The sequence below is a fragment of the Clostridioides sp. ES-S-0190-01 genome (genome assembly GCF_020658275.1).
GTDB lineage: Bacteria > Bacillota > Clostridia > Peptostreptococcales > Peptostreptococcaceae > Clostridioides.
In genome coordinates this window covers 323770-336750 of record NZ_JACVWA010000023.1, presented here as the reverse complement: position 1 = coordinate 336750, position 12981 = coordinate 323770, and the positions used below count along the sequence as shown (strand labels likewise).

11 protein-coding genes are annotated in these 12981 nt (G+C 27.0%); 10 read left to right on the top strand and 1 reads right to left on the bottom strand.

The annotated features are described in order from the left end of the window. Positions 1-200: 200 nt before the first annotated feature. Positions 201-1745 (top strand): putative bifunctional diguanylate cyclase/phosphodiesterase, encoded by a 1545-nt coding sequence (locus IC214_RS09230; protein ID WP_227831096.1) that lies wholly within the window; start codon positions 201-203, stop codon positions 1743-1745. A gap of 192 nt (positions 1746-1937) precedes the next feature. Here the strand turns inward: IC214_RS09230 and IC214_RS09225 are convergent, their stop codons facing one another. After that, positions 1938-2897 carry a helix-turn-helix transcriptional regulator gene (locus IC214_RS09225; protein ID WP_227482401.1) on the bottom strand — a complete coding sequence of 320 codons (960 nt, stop codon included), beginning with the start codon at positions 2895-2897 and terminating at the stop codon, positions 1938-1940. Positions 2898-3005: 108 nt separating this feature from the next. Here IC214_RS09225 and IC214_RS09220 point away from each other — a divergent pair, with 108 nt between their 5' ends. The 9 genes from IC214_RS09220 to IC214_RS09180 all read left to right on the top strand — a co-directional run bounded on the left by IC214_RS09220 (position 3006) and on the right by IC214_RS09180 (position 12935). After that, positions 3006-3458 carry a DUF6194 family protein gene (locus IC214_RS09220; RefSeq protein ID WP_227866517.1) on the top strand — a complete coding sequence of 151 codons (453 nt, stop codon included), beginning with the start codon at positions 3006-3008 and terminating at the stop codon, positions 3456-3458. Positions 3459-3850: 392 nt separating this feature from the next. Continuing rightward, a complete protein-coding gene (locus IC214_RS09215; protein ID WP_227433073.1) occupies positions 3851-4219 on the top strand; it encodes a GntR family transcriptional regulator in 369 nt (122 codons plus the stop codon). A 1-nt stretch (position 4220) separates the two neighbouring features. Beyond that, on the top strand, positions 4221-4946 hold the full coding sequence (locus tag IC214_RS09210; RefSeq protein ID WP_227433074.1) for an ABC transporter ATP-binding protein: 726 nt from the start codon (positions 4221-4223) through the stop codon (positions 4944-4946). Continuing rightward, on the top strand, positions 4940-5704 hold the full coding sequence (locus tag IC214_RS09205; RefSeq protein WP_227433076.1) for an ABC transporter permease: 765 nt from the start codon (positions 4940-4942) through the stop codon (positions 5702-5704). Before IC214_RS09210 ends, IC214_RS09205 begins: the two co-directional genes overlap by 7 nt. A gap of 254 nt (positions 5705-5958) precedes the next feature. Beyond that, entirely contained in the window at positions 5959-7209 is a 1251-nt protein-coding gene (locus IC214_RS09200) for an MFS transporter (protein ID WP_227482403.1), read from the top strand. A 184-nt stretch (positions 7210-7393) separates the two neighbouring features. Then, positions 7394-8278 (top strand): mechanosensitive ion channel family protein, encoded by an 885-nt coding sequence (locus IC214_RS09195; RefSeq protein ID WP_227433080.1) that lies wholly within the window; start codon positions 7394-7396, stop codon positions 8276-8278. A gap of 563 nt (positions 8279-8841) precedes the next feature. Then, positions 8842-9459: a PepSY domain-containing protein gene (locus IC214_RS09190; RefSeq protein WP_227433082.1), complete on the top strand. Its 618-nt coding sequence runs from the start codon at positions 8842-8844 to the stop codon at positions 9457-9459. 107 nt (positions 9460-9566) lie between these two features. Continuing rightward, positions 9567-12098: an FAD-dependent oxidoreductase gene (locus IC214_RS09185; RefSeq protein WP_227433083.1), complete on the top strand. Its 2532-nt coding sequence runs from the start codon at positions 9567-9569 to the stop codon at positions 12096-12098. Positions 12099-12314: 216 nt separating this feature from the next. Further along, positions 12315-12935, top strand: a complete 621-nt coding sequence (locus IC214_RS09180; RefSeq protein ID WP_227433084.1) for a TVP38/TMEM64 family protein — start codon at positions 12315-12317, stop codon at positions 12933-12935. Positions 12936-12981: the final 46 nt, after the last annotated feature.

Genomic DNA, 12981 nt, shown 5'->3' with positions numbered 1-12981 from the left:
TATTATACCGATATGAAATGTATAAATCAATAGGAAAGACAACTAATATAACATATTCTATATATATAGTATAGCAAAATTTTACAAATTTTAAAATAAATATAAACTATCCATTTTACAAGAAATGGAAACTTTTGGAATGTGTTTGTTTGCTAGTGATTTATAATCAAATAGAGGTGCTTTAATGGGAGGAAATTTTTATGAGGAAATTACAAAAAAAATTAATGGTTTTTTTATTTATTTGTATAATTTTACAAGTTAAATATACAACACCAGTCTATTCTTTACATAAGCTTTATAAAAATAACTCCATAAATAACCTTGAATTCAGCTTATTTAATAAACAATTTATTAGCTACTATGCATTGCAGATAATATTTATTATGACGATAATATGTCTAGTACTTATTTTTTATATAATATATGATAAATTAAGTTTAAGAGTTAAATTGCAAAAGATAGTATATACAGATGGTCTTACAGGAGCAAGTACTATGGATAAATTTGTAATTGATGCTAAAAAAATATTAAGCAAAAACACTCAAGAGAAATATGCGTTATTATATATAGATATTGATAAATTTAAGTATATAAATGATTTGTTTGGATATGAAGTGGGAAATAAAATTTTATGTAGTTTAACAAATATTATTAAACATAATATATTTGAAGAAGAAATATTTGCAAGGATATCTGCTGATAATTTCACAATAATCATGAAATATAGAGAAGAAGAAGATATAATAAATAGATTAGAATCTATATTTAAAGAATTGGATTTATTTAATAATAATCAGGAAGAAAAATATAAATTAGTTTTAAGTTGTGGAATATACTTTATACTTCCAGAAGATAAAGATATCAACCCAATAATAGATAGAGCTAATATACCTCATAAAATGGCAAAGGGAGGACATAAAAGTTCATATGCATTTTATGACAACAAGATTCATGATCAAGAAATAAAAGAAAAAGAGATGGAAAATACAATGTTCTCAAGCTTAGAAAATAAAGAGTTCATAGTATACTTGCAACCTAAAATAGAACTAAATACAGGAGAAATACAAGGTTCGGAAGCACTTGTACGATGGAAAAGTCGTGATAAGGGATTAATTCCTCCAAATGAGTTTATACCATTTTTTGAGAAAAATGGTTTTATAATAAATTTAGATTTATATGTACTAGAAGAAGTTTGTATACAACTTAGAAAATGGATTGACACAGGTATAAACCCATTAACTATTTCAGTTAATGTATCAAGAATACATTTATATTGTAATAATTTTATAGAAACCTATAAAAATATAATTGACAAGTACAATATACCTGCAAAATATATAGAACTTGAATTAACTGAGAGTATTATATTTGATAATTTTGATATTTTAATTGATATAATGAATAGTTTAAAAGAGATAGGTTTTTTAATATCTATGGATGATTTTGGTTCAGGGTATTCATCATTAAATATGTTAAAAGAAATTCCTATGGATATTTTAAAACTTGACCAAAAATTTATCATGGAAACATATAATAGTAAGAGAAGTAAAATAATTGTTACTAAAGTTGTAGAGATGGCAAAGGAATTGGGGATGAAAGTAATATCTGAAGGTGTAGAGACAGAAGCACAGTTTAAACTATTGAAGGAAGTCAAATGTGATATGGCACAAGGATATCTATTTGGAAAACCAATGCCAATTGAAGAATTTGAAAAATTGATTGCATACACTTCAGCAAAAGAATAATCAGTTTACTTTATAAAAAATGAATAAGTTATATTAAAAATGAACTTTAAGCTAGAGTTCATTTTTTTATGTGGATTTTTATACATTTATTTATTAAAATATGTAAACATTAACAAATATAAATATAGTCTTATCTTATATAGATTAGACAAAACACTAGAATGTAGTATATATTGATAGCATCCATTGACATTACACTCCAGTGTTTATTTTGCAGTAATGATTGTACAACTCCTGAACTTTTGATTTTATCAATGTTTTAAGCTCAATTGGTTCTAGTACTGTGGCCTCTTTTCCAAATGACAAGAAATATTCAGCTACCCAGTTTAGTGTTGTTTTTGAGATATACATATCTATGTAACCGCCATTAGGAAAAACAGTCAATCCTTTTGCTAATAGAAATTCTGCCTCACAGCGTTTTACTCCTATATCTGTTAGTTGAATTTTAATATGATAATCTTTAGCAACTTCTAAATTTTCAAGATATTCATGTATTGAATTTGGAATACTGTATTTTGAACTTGTTATATTTTCTATACTTACAATCTTTTCAATTCTGTCTACACGAAATTCACGGATAGATTTTGACTTTAAGCAATACGCTGGACAGTACCAAAGACCATTCATTGCATATAAACCAACAGGTATAATAGTTCTGATACTTTGGTTTTTATTTGATGAATATTGAACTGTAAGAGCAGAATTATTTGTAATTATGTTAAATAGTTCTTTTAGCAAGGGAGAAGAGCAATGTCTATCTGGTGTCCAGAATACAATTTTATTTTGTATTTGAGTAATATTATGTTGTACATCTGCTGGTAGACAATTTAAAAACTTTTTTAATACAGAGACTCTCTCTTGTTCAAATGGCAAATCACGATAAAAAGCTAACGATTGATAGGCAAAAAATATTGCTTTTGCTTCACTTTCTGAAAAGGTAATTGGTGGTAGTATACGTTCTTTTAACATATGATAACCACCTGTTGCTCCTGTTTTTGAATATAGAGGGAATCCCATGCTTTCTAAAGCTTGTAAATCTCTAAGTATTGTTCGTTTTGATACACAAAATTCTTCAGCCAATTCTCTTAGAGTAAAATTTCTTTTTGCATTTATAGTTATCATCAATTCAATTAAGCGCTCAGCCTTTGACATTTTTCTACTCCTTTTTTTACAATAGTGACAATTATTGTCACTATTATATGATAGGATATTATCGTGTTGAAAGCAATATAAATATTATAGAAAGGATGGATATTTAATATGAAAGCTGACGATATATTCAATTACTGTGTATCAAATTTAGATGATGTTGTTTTAACAGAAAATTGGGGGGAAAGAGGGATATTTTATAATCCTAATGGTATTTTAAAGAAAGGAGTATATGTTCTTACTATCAAAGAAAAAGATGGTGAAAATGACAAAAGTTCATCACTAAACCGAAGTAATGTTTATCGTGTAAATGTATGCTTGAAAAAGGAAACATTTATTAAAAGGTTTGATAATATCCCAAAACGGCCAGATGCTGGGCAAATTGTGAAAATGGACTTTGATTTTACAAAACTGGATACAATTATGCCTCATCCTGTTTATGCATGGATGGGATGGGTGTGTGTCTTAAATCCTTCAGAAAAAACATTTAAAGAATTAAAAGTAATGATACAAGAGTCATACGATTTTGCTAAGAAAAAATTTGCTAAAAGGATAAAAAAGTAATAGCATGTGAACATAATTATAATAAAGGCTACTGAGACCTGAAAATGTAATTCTATTTTTTCACTTCATATATTCTTATAGATTCGTATAAAATTTGGTAGCCTTGAATGTAAATCTCTAACTCAGACAAGAGAAAAATAAATACCAAATGAAATATCAAAAAACATAGTGATTAAGGAAATTTCTTGTATTATACCTATTTAGACCTGAAGATTTTGAGATTTAATAGTAGGTTTTAAAATGCTATTTTTTATAAAAACTATCTTTAAATGAAAAAGCTTGTAGATATTCATAATTTTATTTAAAAATAGTTGACATATGAGCTGTGTTATTATATTATTGTATTAAGTTATTAATACAATAATATAATAACACAATGAGGAGGCATGAATATGGAATGGGAACTTGATAATAACAAACCTATATATATACAATTAGTAGAACATCTAAAGTTAAAAATAGTTTCAGGGGAAATAAAAATAGGTTCTAAATTAGAAACAGTAAGAGCACTTGCTGAGGATGCTGAAGTTAATCCAAATACGATGCAAAAAGCTTTAACAGAACTGGAAAGACAAGGATTGGTTTATAGCCAAAGAACAAAAGGAAGATTTGTAACAGATGATAAGGAAAAAATAAAAGCTATGAAAGAGGAAATAGCCAATGTTGAAATAAATACATTAAAAGAGACTTTAGTAAAACTTGGATATGACGAAGATGAAATGTTAAAACTTATAACAGAAAATTTGAAAGGAGAATTATAAAATGGATAAAAATATAAATGATGTTTCTCAAAATGACATAGTTGAATTTAAAGGTGTAAATAAAAGCTATGGAACTAAAAAGGTTTTAAAGAATGTTGAATTGAATATACCAAAAGGAAAAATAGTTGGCTTGTTAGGTCCTAATGGAAGTGGTAAAAGTACAATGATTAAATTGATGAATGGATTATTACAACCTGATGATGGTGAAATTATGATAAATGGAATGAAGCCATCTATAGAAACAAAGAAAATAGTATCATACCTACCAGAAAGAACTTATTTAAACGACTGGATGAAAGTATCAGATTTACTTAAATTTTTCTATGATTTTTATAGTGATTTTGATGTTAGAAGGGCAAATGAAATGATTAAGAGTTTAGATATTGATGTAGATGAAAAATTAAAAACAATGTCTAAAGGAACTAAAGAAAAAGTACAACTTATTCTGGTTATGTCAAGAAAAGCAAATATATATATTTTAGATGAGCCTATTGGAGGTGTTGACCCAGCTGCAAGGTCATATATACTTAAGACTATACTAAAAAACTATTATGAGGATAGTACTTTGCTGATTGCAACTCATTTAATAAGTGAGATAGAAAATATATGTGATGAAGTAATATTTATATCTAAAGGTGAGATAGTACTACAAGGAGATGTTGAATCAATAAGAGAGGAAAAAGGTAAATCTATAGATGCATTATTTAGGGAGGAATTCAAATGTTAGGAAAACTATTAAAATATGAGTTAAAGGCAAGTGGAAGAACGTTTATACCATTATATATAGCTATAATAGTAGTGGCTATATTAAATGGAATATTTATGAAGATTGATATATTCCAAATACAAGGAATAGGAATACTTGTACTTACAAGTCTTTTTATGGCACTGGGTGTTTTAACTATTGTAGTTACAATTCAAAGATTTAGAAAAAATCTTTTGGGAGATGAAGGCTATTTAATGTTTACTCTTCCTGTTAGTACTAGTTCACTTATATTATCCAAATGTATAACAGCACTTATATATGCGGTACTTAGTTTTATAGTTGCAGTAGGTACATTTGCAGTACTAATGTTTTTTAGTGCTTCTGGAATTGCATTTGCTGAGATTTTAGATTTTTTTAATAATGTTTTCAGATTGGGGTTTGAAAATTTTTTAGATATGTTCTTGCTATTATTAACAATGCTTATTTCATATACTTCATTTATTTTATTGCTATATACAGCAATTTCAATGGGGCAATTACCAAAGTTTAATAAACATAGAAATGTATCTGCATTTGTTTCTTTTATAATTATAAATATGATAATATCAACTGTTGGTAGTACAATTGAAAGATTTTTACCAGGAGAAAATACTAACATGATTTATCATTTATATCAAAGTTCTCATTTTATGTTTGCTATACTTGGTAGTATTATAATTTTAGTAATATTATTTATTGCTACAAAATATATACTAGATAGAAATTTAAATTTAGAATAGATATTTTTATAAAGAGCCATCTTTTAGAGTTACTTTAAAAGATGGCTCTTGTTTACTTTAAGAATTAATTAAGTATTATATAAACAGGAATAAATTCTTATATATGGTTAAATGTGTATGTGTATTGTATAATAGAAATGCATATTAAAAATTTTGATAAATAATTACAAAATTCTTATAAACACATACTGTAAATAGAAAGTCTACAAACAGAGTAATAAAAGTTAAAATTACATAGATTTGAGGGAGAAAATATGAAAAGTTATACAAAGACTAAATGGAGTGTTTGGGGCATAATTACATTTTCATTTATTTTAGTCTTATTTTTAAGGATGTCAACTGCTGTTGTCTCAGATAATTTAGCAAAAGAGTTAGGGTTTAATTCTATACAAATATCAAATATAGCATCATTTTGCCTTTACTCATATGCACTTATGCAAATACCAGCAGGTATATTAATTGATAAATATGGAGCAAGAAAGATTAGTAGTATTGGAATAATAACGGCTAGTATAGGTTCGATACTATTTGGATTAATACAAAATATAGAATTAGCATATCTTTCTCGTATAGTTGTAGGAGCAGGAACATCAGTAATATTACTCTGTATCTTAAAAATTCAAGGTAGATGGTTTGATAAATCGGAGTTTGCTTCTGCAACAGCTAAGTTCTCATTTGTTGGAAATGTGGGAGGAGTTCTTGCTACTTTTCCGCTAGTATTTTTGTCCGAATTTATTGGTTGGAGAAATTCATTTTTATTAATAGGTATAATAGGTATTTTAATTGGATGTTGTATGTATATTATTGTTAGAGATACACCAAGAGAATATGGATTTAATGTAAATGTTGATATTTATGAAGAATCAGAAAAAATTAGTATTATTGAAGGGATTAAGTCCGTTATAATTAATAAGTCAACATGGTATAATTCAATAATAATGTTTTCTTTTGTAGGTTTAACAAGTGCATTTACAAGTCTTTGGGGAGTAAGATACATAATGGATGTTTATGGAGTTAGTAAGAGTTTTTCTGCGTTTATAGTATCATTTTTTACATATGGATTTATATTTGGTTCAATAATCATGGATTTTGTGTTTGCAAAAATAAAGTCTAGCAAGTTTAACATAATAAAATATGGTGCAATGATAGACTTATTTATATGGATAATAATTGTAATTGTTTTTAAAGTAAAACCACCAATAATGTTTTTACCAGTAGCATTTTTTATAATGGGGTGTATAGTCATGTCACATCTACAAGTATTTAATGATGCTAAATATAAAAATAAAGAGATTTATTCTGGATTGGCAACTAGTGTTATTAATACCTTTGAATTTATAGGAAGTGGTATTATTAATTTAATCATAGCTATATCTTTACAAATAAATTTCTATAATACAGTTGATGGATATAAAAGAGGATTTATTGTATTTATAGTATTAAGTATTATAACTATAATAGCATCTCATATTGGTGTAAAAAATGATGATTTTAAAACTCAATAGCATTTTCATAGTGGCTTAGCATAAAGTTCTACAAATAATAGAAGGTTTGGATTTAGAAAAAAGAGCTAACTGGAATATAAATCTTGTTTACTATGATTAAATGATATTGTATCATATTAAATAGAAAAATAAGAACTTTAAACTATAATATTGGTTCTAAAATATAAAGTAAGGAGTTTTTTCTATGGATACAACAAAAATAGATGATATAAGTAAGTTAGATTTAAATAATCTAGATATTAATAAAATGGACATGGGTGGTTTGATGGAAAGCCTTTTGGAATGGGCAACTACAAGTGGAGTAAAACTTATAATAGGTTTACTCATACTTTCAATTGGATTTAAAATAATAAAAAAAATTGTAAACCATGTCATGACAGTTCTTGGCAAAAGAGATGTCGATTTAACTTTAAGAAGGTTTTTGAAATCTCTTCTTTTAAGTGTACTTAAAGTTGCTGTTATAATAGTTGTTCTTGAATACTGGGGGATGAGTTTATCTAGTTTTGCTGCTGTAATAGCTTCAGCAGGGGTAGCGATAGGTTTAGCGCTGCAAGGTAGTTTATCAAATTTTGCTGGAGGATTTATTATACTTTTGATTAGACCTTTTAAAGTAGGAGATTACATAGAAGCAGCAGGTCATGGAGGAACAGTTGAGCAAATAGGACTTTTTTATACTCAATTAGCTACTCCAGATAATAAGCAGATACTTATACCAAATGGCTCTGTATCAAATGATAGTCTGATAAATTATTCTGCAAAAAATACTAGAAGGGTTGATTTAGTTTTTAGTGTAGGATATGAAGATGATATATTACATGTTAGAAGAGTCTTAAAAGAAATTGTAAATAGACATAAATTAATAATAAATGAACCAGAACCATTTATAGGAGTAGTAGAACATGGAGATAATGCCATTAAATTTGCAATTAGGGCTTGGTGTAAGACAGAAGACTATTGGACAATTTACCTTGATTTATTAGAAGATGTTAAAATTAGATTTGATGAAGAAGGAATTACAATACCTTATCCTAAAATGGATTTAACAGTTAGGGAACTAAATAAAATTTAAGTTTTTAATTATATAAAAGGGATGCTATTTAAAGCATCTCTTTTAGTTGTTTTTATTTTATGTAGATTTTTTATTTTCATATTTAATTAATGATAATTTTTACTATTTTATAGATTTAAATTTTAAAATTCTGGTATAATAAATTATATTATATAGATTTTAAAAATATTTCATCTTTGAGCGATACACGTATAGTTAAATATTATTTTACGATAGACAGAAAATCATCTTATCTCAGTATTTTAAAATAATAAGAAGTTGTATAACTTTGGATATTTGTGTATCATCCAATTTCATCTCAGTTTATCTCAACATTTCTATTTTTAAGAATAATTATGATTTATAAACAGGTATTATATTAGAAATTTAAAAATTTGTACTCATATCTTATTATTTAGGTTAATTTTCATATAAGTAATATTAAAATAGATTTTTAGCTTTTGATTATAAAGCTTTGAAAATAATTAAAATAAAGTAAGGAAAATATGCAATATAAAAGGGTAAATGAAGGGTTTAAAGGGCATAATATAGAATAAATTAATTATTATTTAAGGAGGATTTTTATGTGTAAAAAATTATATTTATTAGTAGCAAGTATACTTATTGCAGGTTTATTAACTGCATGTAGTGGAAATTCAAATTCAGGACAAGCACCTCAAAATAGCAATACAAAAAAAGAAGCAAATGCTTCAAATAGTGATTTAAAAGATGGCAAAATTGATGAAAGTTTAATGGAACAAGACTTCAAAGTACCTTATACAGATGCAATAAATATGTTTAAAGACAAATATAAGGATGCTGATATAGTAGATTTAAGTCTTGAAAGCGATTTAAATAAATATGTTTATACTGTTGAAGGTGTAGATGATAATAATGAGTATAAGATGAAAATAGATGCTAATACAAAGGATGTATTGCAAGATAAAACTGAAAAATTGGATTCAGAAGATTTAAATGGTAAAGCTAGAAAAGAAAAATTAGATTTAAATGATATAATAACACCTCAAAAAGCTATGGAAATTGCATTGAAAGAACAAGATGGAATAGTAAAAGAATGGAGTTTAGATAAAGATTTAGATGTTACTTTTTATAAAATAAGAATAGATAAAGATAAAAATGAATATGACATAAAGGTAGATTCTAAAAAAGGAACTATACTGGAGGTAGAAAAAGAAGATTAAGAGTTTCAAGTTGCTTTTAAAATAAATTCTTTTTTGAATAAAATTTGTTTAAAATATAACAAATAGGGTATAAAAAGGTTAAATAACTATTTTAGGAGGAGTACGGTATGTCATTAAAATCATTGAAAATAAAAGAAAATTTATATTGGGTAGGTTCACTTGACCCTGATTTAAGAGTATTTGACATAATTATGTATACACCTTATGGAACAACTTATAATTCATATGTCTTAAAAGGCACAGAAAAAACAGTTTTATTTGAAACAGTTAAAGATAAACATTTTGAGAAATATATTGAAAGATTAAATGATTTAAATATAGACTTTGAAAAAATTGACTATATTGTGGTAAGTCATACTGAACCAGACCATGCAGGAAGCGTTGAAAAGCTATTAGATTTAGCAAAAAATGCAAAAGTAGTAGCTTCAGAAACTGCTATTAAGTATCTAAAGGAAATCGTAAACAAAGACTTTGAATATATTGCAGTTGCAGATGGAGATGTGCTATCAATAGGCGATAAGACTTTAGAATTCTTCTCTGTACCTATGCTTCATTGGCCAGATACTATATACACATATATAAAAGAAGATAAAACTCTTGTAACATGTGATTCATTTGGAAGTCATTATAGTAATGACAAGATAGTAAACACTCTTAATGAAGATGAAGAAAAGGATTACTTAGATGCCTTAAGATATTATTATGATTGTATAATGGGGCCATTTAAACCATCTATGGTAACTGCTATAGAAAAGATAAAAGATTTAGATATAGACACAGTGTGCCCAGGTCATGGACCAGTATTGACTGAAAATCCTAGAAAAATTATAGACCTTTATTATAAATGGAGTGTAAATGAACAAGTAAAATTAGAAAAAGAAGTTACAATTTGTTATGTTTCTGCACATGGATATACAAAAATCATGGCAGAGGCTATAAAATCATATATTGAAAAAAATAGCAATTATAAAGTAAATTTATTTGATGTAATAGAGCATAAGCAAGAAGAAATTCTAGATAAAATAGCAGTATCGCAAGGTGTATTATTTGGAACACCAACAATATTAGGGGATGCATTAAAACCTATATGGGATATATTAGTATCTTTAAATCCAGTTCTTCATGGTGGAAAAGTTGCATCAGTATTTGGTTCATATGGATGGAGTGGAGAAGGTATAGAAAATGCTATGGAGAGAATCAATCAGCTTAGAATGACAACAGTGAAACCATTTGCTGTTAATTTTAAACCATCAGGGGAAGAAGTTGACAAATTATATGCTTATACAGGAAAATTCTTAGATAAGTTAAACTCTACTTTTGGAAGTAAAAAGAAGACTAAAAAGTTTAAATGTGTAATTTGTAATGAAGTATTTGAAGGAGATAGTGCTCCTAGTATATGCCCTGTATGTGGAGCCAAAGAGGACCAATTTATAGAAGTTGAAGAAGATGAGGTTACTTTTAGAAAAGATACTGACGAATATTTTGTTATAGTAGGAAATGGTGCAGCTGGTTTCTATGCAGCAGATGCTATAAGAAAAAGAAATAAGACTTGTAAGATAACTATGATTTCTAATGAGGAAGAGTTAACTTACTATAGACCTGCACTTTCTGATGGTATAAATGAAGAACTTAATTCTGATTTCTATATGGAAGATAAAGCTTGGTATGACGAAAACAACATAGTAGTAATATTAGGAACAAATGTAGATAAATTAGATGAAGCAAATAAAACTATTGTAGTAAATGATGGAGCTATTAAATTTGATAAGCTTGTAATAGCCACAGGAAGTAGAAATTTCATACCACCAATTAAAGGTCATGATTTAGAAAATGTATTTACACTTAGAAATATAAAAGACTTATATAATGTAAAAGAAGCATTAGAAAAGTCTAAGAAAGTTGTAGTAATTGGTGGAGGACTATTAGGTCTTGAAGCAGCATGGGAATTTAAATTAAAAGGCTTAGAAGTAGTAGTGGTTGAAGCAATGGATGGTATATTATCAAAACAACTTGATAAAGAAGGCAGTAAAATACTAGAGCAATGTGTAAGAGATACAGGCATAGATGTAAGATTAGGTGTGGCAGTTGATGGTATTGATGGCAATGGAAGGGCTCAAAAAGTTGTATTTAAAGATGGCAATAGTGTTGACTGTGATATGGTAGTCTTTTCAATTGGAGTGAGAGCAAATACTCAGATGGTTCAAGATACATCTGTAAAAATTGATAGAGGTATTGTTGTAGATAATACATTACAGACAAATGTTAAAGATATATACGCTTGTGGAGATGTTGCACAAGTAGGAAACACTAGTCTAGCAATATGGCCATCTTCAGTAGAAATGGGAAAAATAGCAGGAGCAAATGCAAGTGGAGATAGTTTGAAATTTGAAAGTGATGTATATCCAGTTTCATTAGATGCTATGAATGTTAAAGTATTTAGTATTGGTAATATACAAGATTTTGATAAAGAAATTTCATCAAAAGATGAAGGTAAAAGAGTATATAAAAAATTATTTATGAAAGATGGTTCATTAGTAGGAGCTATACTTATAAATGATTTAAGTTGCACTGTTAAATTGATAAGATTAATATCTGAAAAAGGGGATTTTGAAGATGTTATGAAGTCAGATATACTATAGTTTAAATATATCTAGATAAAAAGAAAAAGTCTTGAAATATGATAGATTCATATTTTAAGACTTTTTTGTTATAATATATAATAAAATAAAGATACCTTAACTGTAAATTTACATAAATTATTTACTTTTGAATATTAGATTCCTTTTTGAAATTGGTATGTAATAGCAATATAGAGTATATAATAATAGTTAAAGTTAAAAAAGGGGAAAAGCAATATGCAGTATATACAAGAATTACTTGATTTAACTCAAAACTATTGGGTGTTAGCCACAATAATTGGTTTATTAAGTGCATTTATAGAAAGCTTTATACCAGCCTTACCACTTGTGGCGATAGTTACAGCAAATGCTGCTATACAAGGGTTATTACTTGGGTGTTTGCTATCATGGATTGGCTCAGGGCTTGGGACAACCTCATTATTTTTATTAATAAGTAGATTTACTGATAGTAGACTTTTTAATAAGTTGAGAAATAGTAAAACTGAAAGAGCAATAAGTTGGATGGACAAACAGGGATTTAAACTGCTATTTATAGCATATGCTTGTCCATTTATGCCTGGGTGTTTAGTTACTGTTGCATCAGCTTTTTGTAAAAAAGATATAAAAGATTTTGTTCCAGCAATGTTGGCAGGAAAATTTGTAATGTTTATAGTAATAAGTTATGTGGCAAGTGATATAGAAGGATTTATAACAAGTCCACTAAAGATAGCATCATTTATACTATTAGTATTTTTATCATGGAAGATTGGAAGTAAAGTTAATAAAAACCTTGAAAATCATAACTATGAATTTCATCATAAAAAACACGATAATGATAGAGATAACAAAAGAATTTAACTTGTCAAAAAATTAAAATTGTCTTAAAAGAATTAGATTTAAATAA